We start from the raw sequence: 23,366 nt of genomic DNA on the forward strand, positions 1-23,366 counted from the left end.
GCGTGTCGCAGGACACGAAGGACATCACCACGCTGGGACGCGGCGGGTCCGACACCACGGCGGTGGCGCTGGCGGCGGCCCTGCAGGCCGACGTGTGCGAGATCTACACCGACGTCGACGGCGTCTTCACCGCAGACCCACGCATCGTGCCGCCGGCACGGCAGATCCCCAGGATCTCCTACGACGAGATGATGGAGATGGCCGCCTGCGGCTCGAAGATCCTGCATCTGCGGTGCGTGGAATACGCGCGCCGGTTCGACCTGCCGATTCACGTCCGCAGCTCTTTCAGTACCAGGGAAGGCACGTGGGTCGTCTCCGACCCTTACACCGAAGGAACCGAGATGGAGCAGCCGATCATCTCCGGCGTCGCGCACGACCGGAGCGAGGCCAAGATCACTGTTGTCGGGGTCCCCGACAAGGTCGGAGAGGCTGCCTCGATCTTCAAAACGCTGGCCGACGCCCAGATCAACATTGACATGATCGTGCAGAACGTCTCGGCCGCGGCCACGGGCCGCACGGACATCTCCTTCACGCTGCCCACGGCCGACGCCCAGACGGCGCTGTCGTCGCTGAAGAAGATCCAGGGCCAGATCGGCTACGAGTCGCTGCTCTTCGACGACCAGATCGGGAAGGTGTCGCTGATCGGCGCGGGCATGCGCTCGCACCCCGGCGTCACGGCGACGTTCTTCGCGGCCCTCGCCGACGCGGGGGTCAACATCGAGATGATCTCCACCTCGGAGATCCGCATCTCAGTGGTCGTCGAGGAGGACGGCGTCGACGCGGCCGTGCAGGCCGCCCACCGCGCGTTCTCGCTCGACTCCGACCAGGTCGAAGCCGTGGTGTATGGAGGTACCGGACGATGAGCAGAAGGCCCAATCTTGCCCTGATCGGCGCGACCGGCGCCGTCGGCACCGTCATGCGCGACATCGTGTCGACGCGCGAGGACATCTGGGGCGAGATCCGTCTCGTCGCCTCGCCTCGCTCGGCGGGCAAGGTGCTCCAGGTACGCGGTGAGGACATCGTGGTCCAGGCGCTGGCGCCCGAGGTGTTCGACGGCATCGACGTGGCCATCTTCGACGTGCCCGACGAGGTGTCGGCGGTGTGGGTGCCGATCGCGGCCGAGCGCGGCCCGATCGTGATCGACAAGTCGGGCACGTTCCGCATGGAGCCGGACGTCCCCCTGGTCGTGCCCGAGGTCAACCCGCTCGACGCGCGCAACCGGCCGCGCAACATCATCTCGACCCCCAACTGCACGACGCTGTCGATGATGGCGGCCATGGGGGCGCTGCACGCCGAGTTCACGCTCACGGAGCTGGTCGTCGCCTCCTACCAGGCGGTGTCCGGCGCCGGTGTGGCGGGCTCCGCGCGGCTCTACGACGAGGTCGAGGCGCTGGCCGGCGACCGCACGGTCGGGCAGGCGGCCGGCGACGTACGCAAGGTGCTGGCCAACAAGCTGCCTGAGGAGTCCCCGTTCCCCGCGCCCATCGCGTTCAACGTGGTGCCGTGGGCGGGCTCCTACAAGGACGGCGGCTGGGCCTCCGAGGAGCTCAAGCTCCGCAACGAGTCCCGCAAGATCCTCGGCATCCCCGACCTGAAGGTCTCCGCGACCTGCGTGCGCGTTCCGGTGATCACGACCCACTCGCTGGCCGTGCACGCGCGGTTCGAGCGCGAGATCACGGTCGCCGACGCGCACCGCGTCCTTGAAGCGGCGCCGACGGTGGTCCTCATGGACGACCCGGCCAACGGGGTCTACCCGACGCCTCTCGACGTGGTGGGCAACGACCCGACCTACGTGGGCCGGATCCGTCAGGCGGTCGACTTCCCCAACACGCTCGACCTGTTCGTGTGTGGCGACAACCTGCGCAAGGGCGCGGCGCTCAACGCGGCGGAGATCGCCGAGCTGGTCGCGGCCGAGCTGTAGTCCGTCCGTTCGATGGTGTGACGCCGCGTGCTTCGTGCGCGGCGTCCGCCGTCTCACGGCCCGTCCGGCCGTCTCACAGCTGTGGTGTCCCGCCGGTGGTTGTCCGGCCCGGGAGGGTGGGGGAGCAGCCGGTTCGCGGTGTCAGCGAAAAAGAATGTCCCAGTGGTCGCGCTCATCGGCGAAGACCGTTCCTGAGCCGGCGCGGTACAGCCGGGCGCCGTCGCTACGCACACCCGCCTTCTCATGATTTTTCGTGATGTGCTGGTCAATGCAGTCGTTGTGGGAAATGTCGAGCTTGTAGCCGTTGCCGTGGCTGTAGGTCCCAGGAGCGTGGCCTGCTTCCGTACCCCCGGTGACCATGATCGGGCAGCCGCTCTCACGCTTCAGCTCGATGATGCCGGCGATCGTTCCGGTCCGCACCGAGTCGAGCGAGGTGCAGTGGTGTACCTGCTTGCTCGTGCAGTTGCCGCTCGACTTCGTCTTCACACCCACACCCTTCAGCCAGCCGGCGGCGGTGATGTGGGACATGTGCATGGCCCCTTGCCGCGGCAGGACGCGCGTCAGATCGACGCCGGCGTTCTTGCGCGACGTCAGACCAACGCCGGCGTCCTTGCGCGACGTCAGATGGGCGCGAGCGCGCTTGCGTGGCAGTTGCGGCCGCGCCCGGGGTATTCGCGCCACCCGAATGTGTACGAGCCCCTCTTCGGGCTCGATGGCCGGAGGACGCGGCGGCCGCTGCCCGATCGTGGGCTCCATGGGCCAGTCCTGCGTGTCGGCCGATTCGCTCATCGGCCAGTCCTGCGCGTCGGCCGATTCACTCATCGGCCAGTCCAGCAGGGCCGCCAGCTCCTTGCGGTCCATCATGAGCCGTTCGAAAGCCCACGCCTTGCTCAGATCCGGCCCCACCTCGTAGTCCCAGTCGGTGGGGCCGGCCGTGTTGTTGCTGCTCGGCACCGCCGACCCTCCGGGGCGGGTGGCGGCTGAAGCGGCCGAGGCCAGTGCGATTATGGAGATCTCAACGCCGAGGAGTGCGACTACTGTGAGGCGCACTGTTCCACGTATCCACATGTCGATGCCTTTTCGCGGAAATAGCCCTTCCGCCTGAAACGACAATCCCACCATTCACAGGAGATAACTCATGCCGCGGTCGCAACTTTGCCTTGTGACGGCGATCATCGTGCGGCTTCATGACCTACGAGTGGAAAACCTGCTAAATTGGACTGCCGCTATGATCTTGGCCCGACACAACGGAGGGGCGGCAGTCAGATGAGCAGGTTTTCTGCTCCATGCCCCATCACGACGTAAAGTGACGAACGTGTCCGAAGCCCGAAACCGAGGATCGGAGAGCACCCGAGAGGTCATCGTCGAGACGGCATTGCGGTTGTTCAGGGAGCGCGGCTTCGACGCGACCACAATGCGTGCCATCGCCGCCGAGGCCGGGGTGTCCGTGGGCAACGCCTACTACTACTTCGACAGCAAGGAGGCGTTGATCCAGGCGTACTACGACCGCGCCCAGGCCGAGCACGAGGCGGCCTGCAGGGAGTTCCTGGCCACCGAGACATCGTTCGCGGCCAGGCTGAGCGGGGTGCTACGCGAATGGGTACGCGTGTCCGAGCCCTACCACGAGTTCGCCGTCAAGTTCTACAAACACGCGGCCGAGCCGACCAACCCGCTGAGCCCGTTCAGCGAGCAGTCGTCACCCGCCCGCGAAGCCTCCATCGACATCTACCGCCAGGTGGTCGAGGGGTCGCGCGACCGTATGAACGCCGAGCTGCGCGAGGAGTTGCCCGAGCTGCTCTGGCTGCTGTCCATGGGCATGGTGCTGTTCTGGGTGCACGACACCTCGCCGGGCTGTGCGCGTACGTACCGGCTGATCGAGGTGACGGTGCCGCTGGTGGACCGGCTGGTCGGGCTGTCGCATCTGCCGGGTCTGAGGGGGATCACGAAGGACTTCATCGCGGCTGTCCACGAACTGCGCGCCTAGTGACACATACCGGTCGGTTGGTAGGGTTGGACGCGTCCAGCGGCCAACCGCGGGTTGCGGGGGGTGCGTTGAAGCCCTGAAGGCGCTCGGAGGCCATGAATGACTCAGAACTGGGGCATGACCATCCCCTTCTATGATCGCTCGCTGTCGAAGTCGCAGGAGCTGATCGCGGAGCTGCCCGAGCTCGGTTACACCGATGCCTGGTCCGCCGAGGTCAACGGGGCCGACGGGTTCGTGCCGCTGGCCATGGCCGCGCAGTGGGCGCCGGGGATCAGGCTGGGCAGCGCCATCGTGCCCGTCTCGACGCGCGGTCCCGGGCTGCTGGCCATGTCCGCGGCCACGCTGGCCGACCTGGCGCCCGAGCGGTTCGTGCTGGGCATCGGCGCGTCCTCGCCGGCGATCGTCGAGCGGTGGAACGCGGGGCGGTTCGAGAAGCCGTACGCGCGCACGCGGGACACGCTGCGCTTCCTGAGGAAGGCCCTGGCCGGGGAGAAGGTCTCGGAGGCGTACGAGACGTTCGAGGTCAAGGGGTTCAAGCTGGAGCGGGCCCCGGAGATCCCGCCCAAGATCGTGCTGGCTGCGCTGCGGCCCAGGATGCTCCGGCTGGCCGCCGAGGAGGCCGACGGCGCGATCACGAACTGGCTCTCGCCCGACGACGTACGCAAGGTGCGCGCCGAGATCGGCGAGGGCACCGAGTTGATCGCCCGCCTGTTCGTCTGCGTGAGCGAGGACGCCGACCGGGTACGGGAGATGGCCAGGCGGATGCTGGCCAGTTACCTGACCGTCCCGGTGTACGCGGCCTTCCACGACTGGCTGGGCCGGGGCGAGGTGCTGCGTCCCATGCACGAGGCGTGGCAGGCCGGCGACCGGCAGGCGGCACTCAAGGCAATCCCCGACGAGGTGGTCGACGCCCTGATCGTGCACGGCGACGCGGCCACCTGCCGCGCACGGATCCGGCAGTACGTGGACAACGGACTCGACACCCCTGTTCTCGCGCCGATCCCGGGCGGAGAGGTCTCCATCGAGCAGGCCGTGCGGGAGCTGGCCCCCAAAGCGTAGGAGCGCGCATGGACGACGTACTCAGGCTGGACGCGGTCGGTCAGGCTCAGGCGGTCAGGGACGGGCAGGTGTCGGCGCGGGAGCTGGCCGAGGCCGCCATCGCGCACATCGAGGCCCACGACGGCGAGCTGAACGCGGTGATCCACCGCCGGTTCGAGCGGGCGCTGGCCGAGATCGACTCCATCCCGGAAGACGCGCCGTTCCGCGGCGTGCCGATCCTGCTCAAGGACCTCGGCTGGCGGCAGGCGGGCGAGCCGTACAGTGCGGGCTCGAACGTGCGCGACGGCGTCGAGCCCGGCGCGGACGGGTACGGCGTCGTGCGGTTGCGCGAGGCCGGGTTCGTCATGCTCGGGCGGACGAACACCCCCGAGTTCGGCAGCACGATCACCACGGAGCCGGTGGCGTTCGGGCCGACGCGCAACCCCTACCACCCCGCGTACTCGCCGGGCGGTTCGAGCGGGGGATCGGCTGCGGCGGTGGCGGCCGGGATGGTGGCGCTGGCGACCGCGAGCGACGGCGGTGGGTCGATCCGCATCCCGGCGTCCCTGTGCGGCCTGGTGGGGCTCAAGCCGACGCGCGGGCGCGTGAGTGCGGGACCGGCCGGCGGCGAGGGGTGGAGCGGGTTCTCGTGCGCGGGATTCGTCAGCAGGAGCGTACGTGACACGGCGGCGGCGCTCGACGTCGTGTCCGGCATGCACCCCGGTGACCCGTACGACGCCCCCGCGCTGCCCGGCCCGCTGGCCGCCGAGGTGGGCAGGGAGCCGGGCCGGCTGCGGGTCGGGTTCGTCACCAGACATCCGAACGGGGCCGTGCCCGAGCGGCAGGAGCTCACCGAGGCCGTCACCGGGGCCGCCGCGCTGCTGGAGTCGCTCGGTCACGACGTCGCGCCCGGCGCCCCCGAGGCGCTCGCCGAGCCCGGCTTCGCCCAGCAGTTCGGCGCCATCGTGGCCAACAACCTGGCCGCGCACGTGGCGGGCCTCGGCGAGCTGCGCGGCAAGCCTGTGCAGCCGGAGGAGCTGGAGCCGCGGAACGCCGCCATGATGGCCGCGGCGCACAAGCACAGCGCCGCCGACCACATCCTGGCCGTCCAGTGGGTGGACGGCTTCCGCCGCCGCATGGCCGCGTGGTGGGGCGCGGGCCACGACCTGCTGCTGATGCCCTCGCTGGGTGTCGCGCCGTTCCCGCTGGGCTGGATACCGCCGGACGATCTCAGCACCGCGTTCGGCAGGACCGGGCACGCCGTGGCGTACTCCTCGCCGATCAACGCGACCGGACAGCCGGCCATTTCGCTGCCCCTGCACAGGAACGAGGCGGGCCTGCCGGTGGGCGTACAGCTCGTGGCGGCGGCCGGGAGAGAGGACCTGCTGATCAGGGTGGCCGCGCAGATCGAGCAGGCCAGGCCGTTCGAGCACGCGGCGATGCGCTGATCGCCAGGAACTCGTGGCCGCGCCGACGCGTTATGTCGTGAGAAGTCGGGGGTAGGGGGTTTCTCATGATGGCGAAGGCAGCACGGGCGGCGGCGGCGTGGCGGACGTACCGCGAGGTGACCAAGCCAGGCTCGCCCAGCTTGATGACCAGGGTTCGGGCGATTCCGCGGATGGTCGGCGCGGTCATGCGCGGGCAGTACGGAGGCATGGGCAAGGGCAGGCTCGCCCTGCTCGGGCTCGGGGTGGTCTACATCCTGTCGCCCATCGACGTGGTGCCCGACTTCCTGATGGTGATCGGCGTGGCCGACGACTTCGGCGTGTTCCTTTGGCTCGTCGCCTCGTTGCTCGGGGAGAGCGGGCGCTACGTCGAGCACGAGCGGCACGTCATCCAGGGGCGACTCCTCGAAAAGGAAGCCTAGATCTCCTCCATCCGCAGCCAGGCGCGTGAGGGCAGCGGGTGGCCGAAGAGGCGTGCCGCGTTGCCGTAGGCGACCCTGGCGATGTCGGCGGGCGGGAGCGTTCCGAGGTTGCGCGCCACGGACTTCTGCGTGTCCGGCCAGGTCGAGTCGGAGTGCGGGTAGCCGCTCTCCTGCAGCACGTGGTCGAGCCCGACCGCGAGCCGCACGCCTGACAGCGCGTGGTCGTCGAGCGTGCCGAAGAAGAAGTTACGGCGCAGCACCTCGCTGGGCTTGAGCCCGCCCTCCCACGACGCCTCGCCGGCGACCGGGTGGTCGAGGGCGTAGTCGGCACGCTCGGCCAGCATCGGCAGCCAGCCCACCCCGCCCTCGACAATGAGGATGCGCAGCGCCGGGAAGCGCAGCGGCAGCCCCGACCAGAGCCAGTCGGCGCAGGCGAACATGGCGCTGGTCGGCATCAGCGTGGTGATGGCCTCGATGGGCGTGTCGGGCGACGGCACGGGAGACCACGAGGAGTCGCCCGCGTGCAGCGCGACGACCGTGCCCGTCTCCTCACAGGCGGCGAAGAACGGGTCCCAGTGGCCTGAGTGGATCGACGGCAGCCGGAGCCGGGTCGGGAACTCGGGGAAGACGACGGCCTTGAATCCACGGGCGGCGTTGGCGCGGATCTCCTTGGCGGCCACGTCGGGGTCGGGCAGCCAGGGGAGCTGCAGGCCGATGATGCGCTCGGGATAGGTGCCCGCCCAGACGTCGATGTGCCAGTCGTTCCACGCCTTGACCAGGGCCAGACCGAGCTCCTGGTCGCGGGTCCTGGCGAACGGCATGCCCGACTGCATGGCCAGCATGCCGGGGAAGCACAGCGCGGCCCAGATGCCCGCGACGTCCATGTCCTCGATGCGGGCCTCGATGTCGTGGCAGCCGGGGCGCATGTGCTCGAACCTGACCGGCTCGAGCGTGCGCTGCTCGCGGGGCAGCCCGGCGCCCACGTCGATCCCGGCGCACGGGTAGGTCGCCCCGCCGTAGCGCCAGACCTGGTGACCCGCCTCCGTCTCCACGACCTTGGGCGCGACCTCGGCGTATTTCTCCGGCAGCCGGCCTTCGAACAGGTCGGGAGGCTCGATCAGGTGATCGTCGGCGGAGATGATCACGTAGTCGCGCCGCCTCGGGTCAGGGTCGGGGAGCAGCGGCGTAGTCACGCAGGTAACCGTACGACGGCGGGATAACGTCGAACAAGCTGCGACGTATCCGTTGGGTATCCGAGATTTTTGACCCGGGACCGCCGGGAGGGGGATGGCGGGCGGTCCCAGGCCCAGGATGGGCCGCTCGCCTGGACGCAGCAGGCGGGACCCGGCCTGCCTCTACCCGTCTGAGTTCGGTTCAGTCAGAAGGTGGTCGCGCAATTCGGCGATGGTGGCGGGGGAGACGTTCAGGACCTGTGTGACGTACCTCTCGATCGAGCCGTGCCGCGCCGTCAGGTCGGTGAGAAAGAACCGCATGGCCTCGGCGGGCGCCAGGCCGAACCCCGGCCACAGGGGTGCGCCGGGATGCCTCCCGCGCCAGTCGGCGATGAAAGCCTCGGTGGCCAGCCCGGTCAGCGCGTAGTCCGCCACGATGTCGTCCTCGCCGACGCCCGCCAGCGAGAGGGTCAGCGCGGTGAGCACGCCGGTGCGGTCCTTGCCCGCCGCGCAGTGGATCACCACAGGGGTGTTCTCGGCCCGTGCGATCGTCTCCAGCGCGGTCCTGAGGTTCTCGACGCCGTCCTCGGTCACCTCCAGGTAGCGGTCGGCGAGATATCTCCCGACCCCGATCTCCTCGCTGTACGGCGAGCTGTCCCAGCGGCGTCCCTCGATGGGCAGGTTCTGGTAGTGCTGCCCCTCGCTCTCCGGGACTCGTCCCGCCTTCTCGATCTCGAACGGGTGCCGCAGGTCGATGACCGTACGGACGCGTAAAGCGCGGAAGGTCGTGAGGTCGTCTCCGGCCAGCCAGCCGAGCGAGTCGGCCCGGTAGAGCCGCTGCCACTGCACGGTGCGCCCGTCCTGGGTGGCATATCCACCTACGTCGCGAAAATTATGGATACTGGCGAACTCAATGTGGCGGATCACCCTCAATACCTTAATTGGCGGCGGCCACGGACTCCTTGGAGTCCTCCCCAGCCTTCCGCTCGGCCACCTCGCGCCGGATCAGCAGGACCCAGCCGACCAGGGCGACGCCGATGAACAGCCACCACTGGATCGCGTACGCCAGGTTGAGCCCGCCCCCCGCGCCCACGTCCGGCGCGGGAACCGGCGCCGGCGCCGTGGCGGGCTTGGGCGACTGCTCGATCAGCTCCACGTATCCGCCCACCAGCCGGTACGGCAGCCCCTGCCCGATCTTGTCCGCGTTGATCAGGAGCACCTGTCCCGGCGGCAGCCCTGAGCGCTCTCTGATGCCGCTGGAGTCCTCGGTCTCGCTGAGCCGTAGCCGTCCGGTGACACTTACCTTCCCGGTGGGCGGAGCGGGCACCTCGGGGGTGGCGTCGGCGGTGGCGCCTGCCTGGACCCAGCCCCGGTTCACGATCAACGCCGTGCCGTTGCCGGTGACGAGGGGGGTCAGGACGTAGAAGCCGTTCAGCCCGTCCTGGGGGCGCCTGCGTACGAGCAAGGCGTGGGCCGGGTCGTACGTGCCGGAGACCGTGACCTGCCTGAACCGGTCGTCCTCGCGGACCCGCTGCGCCGGGGCGGCCAGCTTCTCCAGCGGCACCGGCGCGGCCTCGATGTTGGCGGTGACCCGCGTGCTGTTGGCCGACCGCTCCTCGAAACGCCCGAACTGCCACCGCCCGAGGAACACGAAAGCGGGGATGACCAGCAGCACCACCAAGTGGAGCGCCAGCCATCGAGGCGTCAGCAGGAACCGGTACACGCTCTCAAGCCTAGGCACCGGGAGGGGTGCCCCCGCACGCGCCTATGCGCTCCTGAGCTCGGCACCTGACCCCGGCATCGGGGTCACCTCGCGCGGCCCGCGCACCTCGTGGCCGTCGGCGCACCGGAAGTGCTGCTCGATGGGGGCGCCACAGTCGCGGTGGGTGAGCACCACCGGCGGGCCCTCCTCGTCGGTCAGGTATCTGTCGCCCCAGTGCATGAGCGCGACCAGCAGTGGATAAAGGTCGCGGCCCTTCTGGGTGAGCCGGTATTCGTCGCGCTGCCGCTGGCCCGGCTCGCGGTAGGGCTCCTTGCGCAGCAGTCCCTCGTCGACCAGCCGGGCCAGCCGGGCGCTGAGGACCTGGCGGGGGGCCCCGGTGTTGGCCTGCATGTCGGCGAACCTCCGCACGCCGCTGAACGCCTCGCGCAGCACCAGGAAGGTCCACTTCTCCCCGACGACGTCCAGGGTGCGCTCGATCGAGCAATTGTTCACCCGGAAGGGAACGTTCATCTTTCTATTATACCTGAGTTCAATTGACAGACTCAGCATTGACTGCGAGCCTGGGTCTATGCGAGGAACTCAGATCCGCCCCGCACGTGCCGACGACGAAGAGCGGATCAGGTGCTTCCTGGCCGGGCTGTCGTTGCACACGCAGACGCTCCGGTTCTTCACCGGCATCAGCACTCCGGCCGCCGGGCTGGTGCGCACGCTGCTCGCGACGGACGAGCGCCGTGACGCGCTCGTCGCCACCACTGTGGCGAGCGGCGAGATCGTCGGCCACGCCATGAGCTTCCAGGGCGACTGCGCCGACGTGGAGATCGCCGTGGTCGTCGCCGACCGGTGGCAGGGGCAGGGGATCGGGCCTCAGTTGGTCGACACGCTGCTGCTGCGGGCCTCCGTACGGGGCGCGAGGACCGTGGGCATGGACGTGCTGGGCGAGAACCGGCGCGTGCTCAGGCTCATCCGCAGGCTCTGGCCGGACGCCCGGATGAAGGTCAGCTCCGGATCGGTGGAGGTGACCGCTATGATCGATCCAGCCGGTCTATTTGCGGAACAACGTTCTGGTGGCACACCATTGACAGCGTGAAGAGTGCCAAGAACGGACGCGACGGCCGGACCCGCATCATCGAGGGTGCCCTCCGCCGCTTCAGCCAGGACGGGGTGTCGGCCACCACGCTGGCCAGCCTCCGCGAGGAGAGCGGTGTCAGCGTCGGCAGCTTCTACCACCACTTCGCCAGCAAGGAGCACGTCTTCGGCGTGCTGTACGCCGAGATCCTCACCGCGTACCAGAACGCCTTCCTCGCCGAGCTGGTCAGCCATCAGGAGGCCCGCGCCGGCATCGAGGCCGTCGTGGCGTTCCACATGCGCTGGGCGGGCGAGCACCCGGAGAAGGCCAGGCTGCTGGTCAGCGAGCGGCCGCCGCGCAAGCAGGAGCCAGGCGGTGCCGAGGTGGCCGAGGCCAGGCGCGCGTTCTTCCGCCAGGTGTCCGACTGGTGGCGGCCGCACATGAAGAACGGCCTGCTCCAGCCGGTCCACCCGACCATGTGCTACGTGCTGTGGCTGGGTCCGGCGCAGGAGATGTGCCGCCTGTGGTTCGCCGGCGCGCACACGCCCACGGAAGAGGAGATCAAGGGACTGGGCGCCGCGGCCTGGCAGAGCCTCCGCCAGCTGTGACGCCTGCCTCGGCTGCTGGCACGCCCTCAGCCGGCGCACCCACCGTCCCCAAACGCGCCAGGGAAGCTCAAGGCCGCGCGACCGGTTGGCCGACGCCGCCTCCTTGGTCCTCTTCCCGGCGTCTCCTCTGACGACATCCCCCGCTGCGACCCCGAAGGGCCACCGTCCGGGCGCGCGCGAGGCGGACGGCGGTCAGCGCGCCCTGTGCCCTCCCTAGTGCCGCCGCCGTGACGCCGGGCGGTGCACCGTCACGCCGGTCGGCCGGAGCCGGGTGGGGACGCGCCAGCTCGCCCGGTCAAGGAGGATGTCCAGCCGCAGGTCGCCGCGCTGCCTGCGCAGCCCGGGCACGCGCACCCGGGCGTGCACGTCGAACCTGCCCCGATGCGGATAGCCGAACCCCAGCTCGCCCGGCAGCACGCGCAGGTCGTCGCGGTTGCCGCAGCGCGGGCACGTCCAGGACACGAGATCCATGCCGCGGTTGTAGTCGGAGCAGGCACTGAAGTACTCGTCGGGGCCGAATCGGGACTCGCAAGCCAAGCAGGGGATCAGCATGGGTCCGCTCCTCGGGACGGCGTGGTGACTTCCCTAGAGATAACGCTCCCCGCTTGTCCGCCGCTTGCAGAACGCTTGGGCGCTTAGGTAACAGTATGAACACGCAACGAAGCGATCACCGGATCATGTGTAGGAGTCCGGAGTGAAAAGATGGACCCGTGGAACGACTACGCCATCACCTCCTGGAGACCGGTTACACCATCGACGGCGTACGCGATCGGCTGGGCAGCATGGCGGCCTCGGCGTTGGCCAGGGAGGAGCTGGTCCCGGCACTGCGGGCGACCGCTGACGGCGATCCCCTGGCCACGTTGATCAGGCTGTGGTGGCTCGGCGCTCCCGTCCCCGCCAAGTCCGTCGCGCCGGAGGTCCTCGACTCCGGCCTGGTCAGCGCCGACGGCGACCAGGTGAGCGCGACCGTGCATCTTCAGCCCTGGGAGACCGGCGGCTACCTGGTCTCCGATCGCAAGGTGCGCCCGGGCGACCCGGCGCTGCGGCCCGACCACGTCGTCGGCGCGGGCGGCGCCTCGGCGAACCTGGCCCAGCTCGTCACCCGCCGCCCGGTGGGGCGCGCGCTCGACCTGGGCACCGGGTGCGGGGTGCAGGTGCTGCACCTGGCGGAGCGGGCCGAGCGGATCGTGGCAACCGACGTCAATCCGCGGGCCGTGGAGCTGGCCAGGCTGAGCTGGGAGCTGTCCGGCATCTCCGACGTGGAAGCGCGTACGGGGTCCATGTTCGAGCCGGTCGAGGACGAGCTGTTCGACCTGGTCGTGAGCAACCCGCCGTTCGTCATCGGACCCGCGGGGGACCTGACCTATCGTGAGACGGGCGGCGACGGCTTCTGCCGCGACCTCGTACGCAGGACGCCCCGCCACCTCAACCCCGACGGCCAGGCCCACTTCCTGGCCAACTGGCTGCACGTCGAGGGAGAAGACTGGCACGACCGCGTGGGGGGCTGGCTGCGCGAGACCGGCTGCGACGCGTGGGTGGTCCAGCGCGACGTGCAGGACCCGGCCGAGTACGTCGAGCTCTGGCTCAGGGACGCGGCCGAGCAGGGCACCAAGGCCTACGCCGAGCACTACGACCGCTGGCTGGCCTGGTTCGACGAGCGCAAGGTCGAGGGCGTCGGGTTCGGCTGGATCACCATGCGCAACTCCGGCACGCTCGACCCGGTCGTACGCGTCGAGCACCTGGACCACCAGGTCGCACTCCCGGTCGGCGACTACGTGGACTCCGTGCTCGACGCCGTCGCCGCCGCCCACCGGGCCAAGGGGCTGGATGCCGCGCGCCTGCGTACCGCCGACGGACTGCTGGACGAGCGCATCGGCCTGCCGGGCGCGGAGGACCCCATCCGCATCGTGCTGCGCCAGACGCAGGGGCTGCGACGGAGCAGGGAAGTCGGCACGGTGGAGGCCGCGCTGGCCGGCGTGTGCGACGGCGAGCTGGCGCTCGGCCCGCTGCTCAACGTGATCGCCGAGCTGGTCGGCGACGGCGAGATCGCGGACGCCGACGCGATCAGGCCCCTCATCGCGGAAGGCTATTTCCTGCTTTAATCGGCCGTTAATTCGACGTTGACCCCTCGGGTGGAGGCTCAGGGCCACGACACGGACCCGGGGGGTTCGAGGGCCGTGTCAGGTCCGGCCGGTCGTCTGGAGTGAGGCGGCTAGCCGCTACGCGGAGCATCCGGATAACCGGGCCCCCTAGCGACGTGTGGCGGTCAAAGATGACCGGCCGGGCTGCATCACCACGCGTTCGTAACGGCCTGATCGACAAGAAACCTGCCCATCAGACTGCCGCCCTACTGTCGTGCATGGTCAAGATCGTAGGCGCAGACACCGCTGCCTGTGGCGGACCGCTGGACGCGGCCCACCACAGCGGCAGTCCGTTCAGCAGGTTTCTCATCGAAAGGACAGCCTTGATCAACCATGTGTGGATGACACGTCTGGACGACGAGCTGTACTCAGGACTCGATGACGGCCTTGGCGGCGGGCTCGGTGACGGTTTCGGCTACGAGGATGCCGTCGAGCAGGACCTTGAGATCCCCGGCTTCGGGAGCGCCGAGCCGGGAGAAGATGTCGAACGCCTGCCGTAGGCAGTCCAGGCTCCTCGTGGTGCTGCCCAGACCGTGCAGCGCCTTGCCGAGCACGGTGAGTGACAGCGCCTCGCCGTAGGGGTGGCCGATCTCGCGGGAGACCACCAGGGCCTGCTCGGCGTGGCGGACGGCATCGGGGTAGCGATCGGCGGCGATGAACGTCTCGGCCAGCCGGGAGCAGACCCGCTGCTCCCAGACCCGCTGCTTGCTGGCCCGGAAGAAGGCCAGGCACTCGGCGTGGTGGTGGACGGCCTCGGTGAGCCGGCCGACCCGGGACAGCACGATGCCGAGGTGGTAGCGGGCGCGGGCGGTGCCGGCGCCGCTGCCTATCTCGGTGAAGATGGCCAGGCCCTTCTCCGCGGCGGCGATCGCGTCCTTGGGACGGCCCAGCCCCAGGTGGTCGCGGGCGGAGTAGCTGAGCACGAGGGCTTCGCCGGCCGGCACGCCGTGCTCGCGGTAGAACCGCATCGCGGAGTCGGACAGCTCGAGCGCCTCGGTGTGGCGGCGCTGCCTGCCGACGACGACGGCCAGGGCGTTGAGCACCTCGCCGGTGACGATCTTCTCGCCACGGGCCGCGGACAGCTCGTACACGGTCCTGAAGTGCTCCTCGGCCTCCTTCAGCCGGTTGCCGGCGAACAGGACCCGGCCCAGCACGTACCGGACGCGCAGCTCGCTCGCCGTGTCGCCGAGCTCCCGCGCGGCGGCCAGCACGGCACGGGTGGCGTTGCCGAACTCACGCGTGTGCGTGCCCGACTCCAGCAGCGGCTCCATCGCCAGCAGGAGGTCGGCTGCGGGCAGGAGCTGCTCGGCCGTGCGGGCCGCGGCGGCGGCCTGGTTGATGGTCGCGAACAGCGAGTCGCCCTCGGAGATCAGCCAGGCCACGGCCTCGTCGGCGGAGCCGAAGGTGCGCCCGCTGCCGATCACCACGAGATTGCCGGGGATCATGCTGCCCTCGTAGGCCAGCCGGTGCGCGGACTGGGCCGAGGCCAGGTAGAAGCCGAGCAGCCGGCGCAGCGCCAGCGTCTTGGCCTGGGGGCGTTCGGTCTTGTCCAGCTCGCGCCTGGCGAACAGCTTGAGCAGGTTGTGGAAGCGGTACCGGCCGGGCGCGGGGGCCTCCAGCAGGCTCGCGTCCACGAGGGACTCCAGTACGGACTCCGCCTCGAGCTCGCTCACCGACAGCACGGCGGCCGCCGCGCCTGTGGAGACGTCGGGCCCGTTGGGCAGCGAGAGCAGGCGGAAGGCGCGCGCCGCGTGGGAGCCCACCTGCCCGTACCCGAGCGCGAACGTGGCCTCGACGGCCAGGTTGCCCACGCGCAGCTCGTCGAGGCGGCGCTGCTCGTCGGCCAGCCTGGGCACCAGCGAGGCGATCGTCCAGGAGGGCCGCGCGGCCAGCCTGGAGGCCACGATCCGCACTGCCAGCGGCAGGAACCCGCAGGCCGCCACCACGTCCATGGCCGCGCCGTGCTCGGCCGACACGCGCTCTGCCCCGGCCACCGACGCGAACAGCGACAGCGCCTCGCCCGGCTCCATCACGTCGAGATCGATCAGTTTGGCGGAGGGCAGATCGGCCAGCTTGCCGCGGCTCGTCACGATCGCCGCGCACCCGGGCGAGCCCGGCAGCAGCGGGCTGACCTGCTCGGCGGCGCGGGCGTTGTCCAGCAGGACGAGGATGCGGCGCTCGGCCAGGAGCGACCGGTAGAGCGCGGAACGTTCCTGCAGCCCCGCGGGAATGACGTCAGGCGGTATGCCGAGCGCGCGCAGGAACCCGCCGAGCGCCGACTCGGGCGCGGTGGGCTCGTCGGCGTAGCCGCGCAGGTCGGCGTAGAGCTGGCCGTCCGGGTACAGATCACCGGCCAGGTGGGCGACGTGCACGGCCAGCGCGGTCTTGCCGACGCCGCCGATGCCGGAGATCGCCGCCACAGGGACGCCCTCAGGCGCCGACAGCTGGGTACGGAGGCGCGTGGCGATCTCCTGGCGGCCGGTGAAGTCGTTGACGGCGGCGGGGAGCTGGGCGGGGCGCGGCAGCTGGAGCGCCGGCCGCGGCTCCTCCGCTTCGGCGGGCTCCTCCTCGGCCACGCCGGCGGCGGCCAGCGTGGGGTCGGCGGCCAGGATGCGCTGGTGCAGCGCGGCCAGTTCGGGGCCGGGCTCGATGCCCAGCTCGTCGATCAGGGCCTCGCGCGTGTCCGTGAAGACGGTGAGCGCGTCGCCCTGCCGCCCGCACCGGTAGTAGGCCAGCATGAGCTGGGCGCGCAGCTTCTCGCGCAGCGGGTGGTCGGCGGTCAGCGCGATCAGCTCCGAGACGATCTTCGCGTGGTTGCCCAGGTCGAGGTCCACGTCCATGAGGGTCTCGACGACGTTGATGCGGCGCTCGATCAGCCGGTCGCGCTGGTGCTCGGCGTACGGGCCGACGGTCCCGGCCAGCGGCTCGCCCTCGAACAACGACAGCGCGGCCCGCAGAGCCCGGGCCGCCTCGGACAGCCGGCCCGTCTTGCGGGCGCTCTCGGCCTCCTGGACGCCGCGTTCGAAGCGGACCAGGTCGAGCGAGCCGTCGGGCAGCCGCAGCGCGTAGCCCCTGCCGATGGACGTGAGCAGCTCCGGGCGGGAACGGGCGGGCCTGTCCGGCTCGAGCACCGTGCGGAGCCGGGAGACGTAGGTGCGCAGCGCGCCGAGGGCCCGCGGCGGCGCCTCCTCGCCCCACACAGCGTCGATCATCTCGTTGGGGGTGACCGCATGACCCTCGCGCAGGAGCAACATGCCGAGGATGGAACGCTGCAGCGGAGTGCCAAGATCTAACTCCTGGCCGTCACGCCACGCGCGGACAGGACCGAGCACGGCGAACCTGAGCCCGCCCTCAACGCTCTGACCAGCCATGCCGTATGTCTCCAAGCCAATGGATCGTTTTGTTACCAAATGATAGATCTAAGGTCGTTTGTCACCTAGATTCCGGACTGATCGTGAAATCAGCTGTTGATCCGTCTTTGATCTGGTGTTGAACGCGCCCCGGGACGATGAAGGTCGGCTAGGCATGACTCACACCGCGGGGGCGTGTCATGTAGAGCACCTGTAGGCAGGAAAAAATACGGCCCCGCCCAAAGTTTCTGGGGCGGGGCCGTGGTGGACGGGTTCTCAGGCTGCCTCGACCAGTCCGAGCCGCATGGCCAGTCGCTCGCGTACGAGCGGCCATTCGGAGTTCAGGATCGAGTAGAACGCGGTATCTCGGACCGTGTTGTCGGCGCCTCGGCTATCCGCTCGTCGCACCCCGTCGAAGTGTGCGCCGAGGGCCTCGATGGCGGCCCGAGACCTGGTGTTGCGTACGTCTGCCTTCAGGGTGATGCGGTGGACGTTCCACGTCTCGAAGGCGTGCGAGAGCATCAGGAACTTGCTCTCACGGTTGACACCCGTGCCCTGGGCGCCGGCGCCCAGCCAGGTGTAACCGATGTCGGCCACGGACGGAATCTCGCCCACCGCACCGCGTGTACCCGGTGGCCAGGGCATGGGGCCCTGCCAGTACTCCAGGTGCATGAGACGGGTGGCACCGACCACGCGGTCGGTGTTCAGCCACCGGATGGCGAAGGGCAAAGTGCGGCCCTCCGCCTGCTCAGCCATGGCGGCCTCCACATAGGAGGCCATCTCGTCCCGGCCATCCGGGACGCGAGTGAAGGCGTAAGTAGAACGGTCTTCACTCGCCGCGGCGACGAGATCGTCGATCACCGCGAGGCTGAGAGGTTCCAGGCGCACGGAGCGCCCGGACAAGGTGACAAGAGCGGGCATGTGCACATGATGAGGGGAAGGAGGCGTGCACGTAACCATGCCAAAAGGAAGATCTTTTGCAGGTTTCTGCAGATGGGGTGTTTCCGCAGGTCAGAGGCCCCTTTTGGGGGACAGTAAACCGGCTCTTGGGGAAAGATTCGCCTAACTGTGACATGGCGTCGGCATGAACGCGGGATGCCGTTCACGCACCGCGCCGTGCCGTACGACTGCGAGCTCTTTCAAGCCCCTCGACAGAAAGTCCAGATTGGCGGAGATCCAGGGAAGTTGGAGCGGATCTGGGCTGTTCAGGGCGGTCAGTCGCTCTTCGGCGGTGTCGCCGTAGAGCAGGCTCACCGCGACCCGCACCCTGGCCGCCGCGGGGTCGTCGCCGAACGCGTGTCCCGGCAGGACGCCGATGCCGTGTTCCTCCAGCAGGATCTTGGTGATCTCGGCGGAGCCGCCGAGTTGCAGATGACTCAGGTCGGGGTAGAGGTAGAAGCCGCCTTGAGGCGGGGGCGCGGCGGCACCGATCTCGGCGAACCTCTCGTGTACGGCCCTCGCGACCGCGCCGTGCAACCTGCGGCTGCGCTCGATGCGCTCGCTCAGCTCGGACGGCTCGCCGAAGGCGTACGCCGCGGCCTCCTGCACGGGAGCCGCCGGCGCGGACCAGATCTCGCTGGCCACCGCGAGCAGGCTCCTGTGCAGCGCGTGGGCGCCCGCGGGCAGCCTGGCCACGCCGATCCGCCAGCCGCCCAGCGCGAGGCTCTTGCTCAGCCCGGTGGTGATGATCGTGCGCTCCGGCGCGAGATCGGCGGGCGAGGTGTACGGCACGTCCGGGTCGTGGATGATGTCGCGGTAGATCTCGTCCGAGATGATCATCAGATCGAGCTCGCGGGCGATCTCCACCAGGCGGCCGATGGTCTCCGGCCCGGCCAGGCGGCCCGTCGGGTTGTCCGGCAGCGTCACCAGCAGCGAGTTGACGGTCCTGCCCTGTGCCCTGGCGCGGCGCACCGCGGCGGCCACGAGGTCGGGGTCGGGCGCTCCGCCCTCTCCTGGCGGTGCGGGCACCAGGATGGGGCGGGAGCCGACCAGATCGGCCTGCGCGGCGTAGCTGACCCAGCTGGGCATGGGCAGGACGATGTCCCCGCCGATCGCCAGGAGCAGGCCGTACAGCAGCGACTTGCTGCCCGGCCCGCAGACGACCAGTTCGGGGTCGGTGTTGAGCCCCCGTCGTGTCCAGTAGCCCGCCGCCGCCGTCCTGAGCTCGGACGCCCCCGCCACCGGCCCGTAGCCGTTGCGTTCTGATGCGGCGGCCAGCCTGTCGCGCAGCGCCGGGTGGACGGGCAGCCCTGCCTCACCGAAGGCCAGGTGCAGCACGCGTTCCCCGGCGCGCCGTCTTCGGTCGATGTCTTCGTTTGCCGCCAAGGTGGCAGAGAGGGTAACGGTCATGTTTGTCACGTTCCCAGGGTGGTTTGATGAAGGCATCAGCACAAGCGAGGCTTTTTGTGGGTAGGCATAAGGAAGACTGATGCTTGAATTGCGGCGTTTGGTCCTGATCTGCGAGTTCGCGCGTCGCGGCAGTATCGCTGCGGCCGCCGCCTCTCTCGGGTACAGTCCGTCGGCCGTGTCGCAGCAACTCGTCGCACTCGAACGCGAGACCGGTACGGCCCTCATCGACAGGACCGCGCGCAGTGCCGAGCTCACCGACGCGGGGCGGCGGCTGGTGGCGCACGCGGAGCGCATCCTGTCGATGGTCGAGGAGGCCGAGTCGGACTTGTCCGCACACGCGGGCACGCCCGCGGGGCGGGTCATGGTCACCGCCTTCCCGACGGCGGCGGTGGCGTTCGCGCCGGCGCTGGCGCGCTCGCTGCGCCGCCACACGGAGCTGACGCTCCGGCTGGGGCAGAGCAGGTCGGGGCGGGGACTGCGGGAGGTGCAGTCAGGAGAGGTGGACATCGCGCTCGTGGACGACTGGTACGGGCGGGTGCGCGACAGCGAGAGCCTGCGGGTGTTCCCGCTGCTGCGTGACCCGCTGGTGCTGGTGGTGCCGCGCAAGCACCGCCTCGCGGACCCCGACGTGCCGCTGGACCTGCGCGAGCTGCGGGACGAGCCGTGGATGGCGACGCCCGACGGGGAGCAGTCGCGGCTGGCGGTGGACCGGCTCTTCGTGGACGTGGGCGGCGCCCGGCGCTCGCCGTGGGAGTTCGAGGGCCTGGGGACGATCCTCTCGCTCGTGGCCAAGGGGATCGGCATCGCGGCCGTGCCCGCTCTGGCGCTGGCGGCCGGGGTGCGGGGGCTGGCCGTGCGTCAGTTCCCCGGTAACCCGGTGGGGCGTGACGTGCACGCCGTCGCCCGCGGCTCCAGCGTCCATCGGCCCTCGGTGTCGGTGACGCTCCGCGCCATCCACGTGGCCGCCCGCTACATCGCCGCCGATCTGGATCCGGTACGGTCCGCGGACCGGCGCCCACCGGAAGACCCCCTGGACGGGTAGCGTTTGCCGTTATGGCGCCGACGTACGACATCGAGCACCTCCTGCTCTCCCAGCCGAGCACCCGGACGGTCGCGGGCATCGACGAGGTGGGCCGCGGCGCCTGGGCGGGGCCCGTCACGGTGTGCGCGGTCGTCACCGACCTGTCCGAACCGCCGGCCGGTCTGACGGACTCCAAGCAGCTCTCGGCCGCCAGGCGCGTCCCGCTCGCCGATGAGCTGGCCGCCTGGGCGATCGGCATCGGCTATGGCGAGGCCACCCACACGGAGGTCGACGCGCTGGGCATGACCGAGGCCCTGCGCAGGGCGGCCCGCAGGGCGCTGGAGGCGCTGCCGGTACGCCCGGACGCGGTGATCCTCGACGGCAAGCACGACTACATCGGCCCGCCCTGGCTGGTGCGCCTGGAGGTCAAGGGGGATGCCGCGAGCATCTCGGTCGCGGCCGCGTCCGTCCTGGCGAAGGTCCGGCGTGACACGTACATGGGCACGATCGGCTGCGAGGAGTACGGCTTCGCCGAGAACGCCGGCTACCCGTCACCCCTGCACCAGGAGGCCCTCGCCCGGCTGGGCCCGACGCCCCATCATCGGCTCTCGTGGTCCTACCTGGACGATCTTCCGCAGTGGCGGCACCTCAAGCATCATCGGGACCCGCTGGTGGGCGAGGGCCAGGAAGCGCTTTTCGGCTGACATGCGGATCGGCGTCTTTGTCGTCGCGGCGCGATTTCCCGGCCAGGAAGCCGGGCACGTGCTGGCGAACGCCGTCGAACTGATTGTGGCGGCGGAAGAGGCGGGGTTCGACGACGCGTGGATCGCCGAGCACCACTTCATGTCCTACGGCGTGTGCCCCTCCGCCACCACCCTGGCGGCGGTCGCGCTCGGCAGGACCTCGCGGATCGGGCTCGGCACGGCCGTCAGCGTGCTGTCCACCCAGCATCCCGTGGCGCTGGCCGAGCAGGCAGCCATGCTGCATCACCTGTCCGGCGGGCGGTTCACGCTGGGGGTGGGCAGGGGCGGGCCGTGGGTGGACCTGGAGGTGTTCGGGACGGGTCTGGAGCGGTTCGAGCGGGGGTTCGGGGAGTCGCTCGATCTGCTGCTCGGCGCGCTCTCGGGAGAACCCGTCGCCGCTGACGGGGAGTTCTTCCGCTTCAGGGAGGTCCAGATGGTGCCCGGCGCGCGGATGCGGCCCGTGGTCGCGTGCACCTCCGAGGCGACCGTGGGGATCGCGGCAGAGCGAGGGCTGCCGATGCTGCTGGGGATGCACATCGGGGACGCGGAGAAGGCCGCCCTGGTCGCCGACTACGCGGCCCGTGGTGGCACGGCCCGTGATCACCTCGCCGCCGGGGTCGCCTACGTGGCCGACTCCACGGCGGAGGCGGTACGGGAGATCAAGGAGTCCTTGCCCCGGTGGCTGGAGCCGGGGCTGGCCGGGTACGTGCCGGTGGACGGCCGGCCCAGACCTTCACGAAATGTCCCGGCATATGCGGATCTGTTGAGCAGAATTCATCCCGTCGGGTCGGCCGAGCATTGTGCCGAGACGATTCTGCGTACCGCGGAGAACACCGGGATCGAGCGGTTCGTTCTGCTGGTCGAGGGGTTGGGGGAGCATCGGCGGACACTGGAGAACGTGCGGCGGTTCGGGGCCGAGGTGCTGCCCATGCTGCGCCGGTGACCCGGACCGGGTCACCGGCGCGGCGGGTTCAGCAGTCCACCAGCTCCGGTTTCTGGTTGAGGATCTGAGCCCTCGGGGTGACGAAGTCGCGCAGGGCCTTCGTCGCCGTCGGGTCGAAGACGGCGACCCGGTGGCAGTTCTGGAAGGCCAGGCGTACCCCGAAGTGGCGCTCCAGCGCGCCGCGCATCGCGTCGCTGGCCAGGCAGCGCAGGAGCTGGCCGCGGGCCTCCTCTGACGGCGGTGGCACCTGGTTGTCGGCGAACTCGGCTCCCGTCTGCTCGCGCTGCTCGACCAGCTCGTTGATCAGCGACCACGCGTACGGGAGCGAGTCGCGTACACACGCGAGAAACGCCGCGTCGTCCACGTCACCGGCTCTGGCCTGGTCGAGCAGATCGTTCGGAACGGTCAGCGACATGCTGTCTCCTCTCGAAAGGGATCAAATTTGACGCTATGCGGGGATTCGTTCTTGCTCCAGATGGCTTGAGGGAAGCACTAGGGGCCGTACACGAAATCCGGGTCTATCTGTGCGGCCAGGTCGGAGCCGGTCCTCTCGTTGCCCCACGCGCGGGCGTTGCGCAGGTGGAACTCCACGGTCTGCCGCCCGAAGCGCTCCCAGTCCTTCTCCTGCTGATCGAGGGCCTTGTGCAGCACGGCCAGCGCGTCGGCGTTGACCGGCTCCAGGTCGTCGAGGGTGAAGTGGCGGCCCTGCTCCATGGCGCGCACGGCGGCCGAGTGCTCCATCCAGGTGAGCAGGTCGTCGCCCACGTGCCCGCGCAGGAAGTCGACGTCGGACTGGCTGTGGACCTTGTTGCCGACCACGGCGAGCGCGACGTCGTACGAGGCGGCGTGGTCGCGGTACTGCCGGTAGACGCTCACGCCCTGCCTGGTCGGCTCGGCGACGAGGAACGTCAGGTCGAACCGGGTGAAGAGCCCGGAGGCGAAGGAGTCGGCCCCCGCGGTCATGTCGACCACGACGTACTCGCCGGGACCGTCGACCAGGTGGTTGAGCAGCAGCTCCACCGCGCCCACCTTCGAGTGGTAGCAGGCCACGCCCAGGTCGTCCTCGCTGAACGGCCCCGTCGCCAGCAGGCGCAGGCCTTCGGGGGTGGTCAGCGCGTACGGGTCGGCGGCCAGGTCGTCGAAGCTCAGCAGCCGGGAGCCGCGACCGGGCGGGGTCGTCTTGATCATGGCGTCGGCGGAGGGGATGCGCGGGTTGTCGCCGCGCAGCCGCTCCTTGATCTCGGTGAGACGGGGCCCGAGCGGCTCGGGCTGCCGGTCGAGGCCGAGCACCATGGCCAGGTGCTGGTTGATGTCGGCGTCGATGGCCACCACCGGCCCGCCCTGCCTCGCCACGTGCCGGGCGAACAGCGCGGACATCGTCGTCTTGCCGCTGCCGCCCTTTCCGACGAACGCCACTCTCACGGCCCCTCCATGTGAGTA

Annotated in this window: 23 protein-coding genes; 12 read left to right on the top strand and 11 right to left on the bottom strand. The window is 70.0% G+C overall.

Features of this window, described 5'->3' with window-relative positions; genetic code table 11:
• Together AB0J09_RS06080 and AB0J09_RS06085 are read left to right on the top strand one after the other, a co-directional pair.
• The coding region (locus AB0J09_RS06080) for an aspartate kinase (RefSeq protein ID WP_360685894.1) at positions 1-863 on the top strand (863 nt) is incomplete at its 5' end.
• The gene (locus tag AB0J09_RS06085) at positions 860-1,921 is read left to right on the top strand and encodes an aspartate-semialdehyde dehydrogenase (protein ID WP_360685897.1); all 1,062 of its coding nucleotides are present in this window, start codon (positions 860-862) and stop codon (positions 1,919-1,921) included. The genes AB0J09_RS06080 and AB0J09_RS06085, both read left to right, overlap by 4 nt.
• 141 nt (positions 1,922-2,062) lie before the next feature.
• Here AB0J09_RS06085 and AB0J09_RS06090 read toward each other — a convergent pair whose 3' ends face one another.
• Entirely contained in the window at positions 2,063-3,043 is a 981-nt protein-coding gene (locus tag AB0J09_RS06090; RefSeq protein WP_360685900.1) for a hypothetical protein, read from the bottom strand.
• Positions 3,044-3,236: 193 nt separating this feature from the next.
• Between AB0J09_RS06090 and AB0J09_RS06095 the strand changes: the two genes are divergently transcribed.
• The 4 genes from AB0J09_RS06095 to AB0J09_RS06110 all read left to right on the top strand — a co-directional run bounded on the left by AB0J09_RS06095 (position 3,237) and on the right by AB0J09_RS06110 (position 6,810).
• Complete coding sequence (locus AB0J09_RS06095) at positions 3,237-3,905, top strand: TetR family transcriptional regulator (RefSeq protein WP_360685903.1); 669 nt, start codon at positions 3,237-3,239, stop codon at positions 3,903-3,905.
• Between the two features lie 99 nt (positions 3,906-4,004).
• On the top strand, positions 4,005-4,964 hold the full coding sequence (locus AB0J09_RS06100; RefSeq protein ID WP_360685906.1) for an LLM class F420-dependent oxidoreductase: 960 nt from the start codon (positions 4,005-4,007) through the stop codon (positions 4,962-4,964).
• A gap of 8 nt (positions 4,965-4,972) precedes the next feature.
• Complete coding sequence (locus AB0J09_RS06105) at positions 4,973-6,391, top strand: amidase (protein WP_360685909.1); 1,419 nt, start codon at positions 4,973-4,975, stop codon at positions 6,389-6,391.
• A 65-nt stretch (positions 6,392-6,456) separates the two neighbouring features.
• Positions 6,457-6,810, top strand: coding sequence for a YkvA family protein (locus tag AB0J09_RS06110; protein WP_360685911.1), 354 nt, complete (start codon positions 6,457-6,459; stop codon positions 6,808-6,810).
• Here AB0J09_RS06110 and AB0J09_RS06115 read toward each other — a convergent pair.
• The 4 genes from AB0J09_RS06115 to AB0J09_RS06130 all read right to left on the bottom strand — a co-directional run bounded on the left by AB0J09_RS06115 (position 6,807) and on the right by AB0J09_RS06130 (position 10,215).
• Positions 6,807-8,003, bottom strand: a complete 1,197-nt coding sequence (locus AB0J09_RS06115) for an amidohydrolase family protein (protein ID WP_360685914.1) — start codon at positions 8,001-8,003, stop codon at positions 6,807-6,809. The genes AB0J09_RS06110 and AB0J09_RS06115 overlap by 4 nt on opposite strands.
• A 162-nt stretch (positions 8,004-8,165) precedes the next feature.
• Positions 8,166-8,909: a tyrosine-protein phosphatase gene (locus AB0J09_RS06120; protein ID WP_360685917.1), complete on the bottom strand. Its 744-nt coding sequence runs from the start codon at positions 8,907-8,909 to the stop codon at positions 8,166-8,168.
• A gap of 10 nt (positions 8,910-8,919) precedes the next feature.
• Complete coding sequence (locus tag AB0J09_RS06125) at positions 8,920-9,705, bottom strand: SURF1 family protein (RefSeq protein WP_360685920.1); 786 nt, start codon at positions 9,703-9,705, stop codon at positions 8,920-8,922.
• A gap of 42 nt (positions 9,706-9,747) precedes the next feature.
• Positions 9,748-10,215, bottom strand: coding sequence for a helix-turn-helix domain-containing protein (locus AB0J09_RS06130; protein ID WP_360685923.1), 468 nt, complete (start codon positions 10,213-10,215; stop codon positions 9,748-9,750).
• A 58-nt stretch (positions 10,216-10,273) separates the two neighbouring features.
• On the opposite strand from AB0J09_RS06130, the gene AB0J09_RS06135 reads away from it, so the two are divergent.
• Together AB0J09_RS06135 and AB0J09_RS06140 are read left to right on the top strand one after the other, a co-directional pair.
• Positions 10,274-10,792 carry a GNAT family N-acetyltransferase gene (locus AB0J09_RS06135; protein WP_360685926.1) on the top strand — a complete coding sequence of 173 codons (519 nt, stop codon included), beginning with the start codon at positions 10,274-10,276 and terminating at the stop codon, positions 10,790-10,792.
• Positions 10,789-11,379, top strand: coding sequence for a TetR/AcrR family transcriptional regulator (locus AB0J09_RS06140; protein WP_360685929.1), 591 nt, complete (start codon positions 10,789-10,791; stop codon positions 11,377-11,379). Before AB0J09_RS06135 ends, AB0J09_RS06140 begins: the two co-directional genes overlap by 4 nt.
• Positions 11,380-11,592: 213 nt before the next feature.
• Here the strand turns inward: AB0J09_RS06140 and AB0J09_RS06145 are convergent, their stop codons facing one another.
• Complete coding sequence (locus AB0J09_RS06145; protein ID WP_360685932.1) at positions 11,593-11,931, bottom strand: hypothetical protein; 339 nt, start codon at positions 11,929-11,931, stop codon at positions 11,593-11,595.
• Between the two features lie 158 nt (positions 11,932-12,089).
• On the opposite strand from AB0J09_RS06145, the gene AB0J09_RS06150 reads away from it, so the two are divergent.
• Positions 12,090-13,481 (top strand): methyltransferase, encoded by a 1,392-nt coding sequence (locus AB0J09_RS06150; RefSeq protein ID WP_360685935.1) that lies wholly within the window; start codon positions 12,090-12,092, stop codon positions 13,479-13,481.
• Between the two features lie 407 nt (positions 13,482-13,888).
• Here AB0J09_RS06150 and AB0J09_RS06155 read toward each other — a convergent pair whose 3' ends face one another.
• From AB0J09_RS06155 to AB0J09_RS06165, 3 genes are all read right to left on the bottom strand, one after another.
• Positions 13,889-16,891, bottom strand: coding sequence for a BTAD domain-containing putative transcriptional regulator (locus AB0J09_RS06155; RefSeq protein ID WP_360685938.1), 3,003 nt, complete (start codon positions 16,889-16,891; stop codon positions 13,889-13,891).
• Between the two features lie 255 nt (positions 16,892-17,146).
• Positions 17,147-17,791 (bottom strand): GNAT family protein, encoded by a 645-nt coding sequence (locus AB0J09_RS06160; protein ID WP_360685941.1) that lies wholly within the window; start codon positions 17,789-17,791, stop codon positions 17,147-17,149.
• Positions 17,792-17,932: 141 nt separating this feature from the next.
• Positions 17,933-19,219 (bottom strand): pyridoxal phosphate-dependent aminotransferase, encoded by a 1,287-nt coding sequence (locus tag AB0J09_RS06165; RefSeq protein ID WP_360685944.1) that lies wholly within the window; start codon positions 19,217-19,219, stop codon positions 17,933-17,935.
• 79 nt (positions 19,220-19,298) lie between these two features.
• On the opposite strand from AB0J09_RS06165, the gene AB0J09_RS06170 reads away from it, so the two are divergent.
• The 3 genes from AB0J09_RS06170 to AB0J09_RS06180 are packed head-to-tail and all read left to right on the top strand — an operon-like array spanning position 19,299 to position 21,926.
• A complete protein-coding gene (locus AB0J09_RS06170) occupies positions 19,299-20,261 on the top strand; it encodes a LysR family transcriptional regulator (RefSeq protein WP_360685947.1) in 963 nt (320 codons plus the stop codon).
• Between the two features lie 11 nt (positions 20,262-20,272).
• Entirely contained in the window at positions 20,273-20,944 is a 672-nt protein-coding gene (locus AB0J09_RS06175) for a ribonuclease HII (protein WP_360685950.1), read from the top strand.
• A 1-nt stretch (position 20,945) separates the two neighbouring features.
• Entirely contained in the window at positions 20,946-21,926 is a 981-nt protein-coding gene (locus tag AB0J09_RS06180) for an LLM class flavin-dependent oxidoreductase (protein WP_360685953.1), read from the top strand.
• A 28-nt stretch (positions 21,927-21,954) separates the two neighbouring features.
• Here AB0J09_RS06180 and AB0J09_RS06185 read toward each other — a convergent pair whose 3' ends face one another.
• Together AB0J09_RS06185 and AB0J09_RS06190 are read right to left on the bottom strand one after the other, a co-directional pair.
• Positions 21,955-22,341, bottom strand: coding sequence for an SCO5389 family protein (locus AB0J09_RS06185; protein ID WP_360685955.1), 387 nt, complete (start codon positions 22,339-22,341; stop codon positions 21,955-21,957).
• Between the two features lie 77 nt (positions 22,342-22,418).
• A complete protein-coding gene (locus tag AB0J09_RS06190) occupies positions 22,419-23,348 on the bottom strand; it encodes an ATP-binding protein (protein ID WP_360685958.1) in 930 nt (309 codons plus the stop codon).
• Positions 23,349-23,366: the final 18 nt, after the last annotated feature.

The sequence above is a fragment of the Nonomuraea sp. NPDC049784 genome, from assembly GCF_040659615.1.
In the GTDB taxonomy this organism is placed as follows: domain Bacteria; phylum Actinomycetota; class Actinomycetes; order Streptosporangiales; family Streptosporangiaceae; genus Nonomuraea.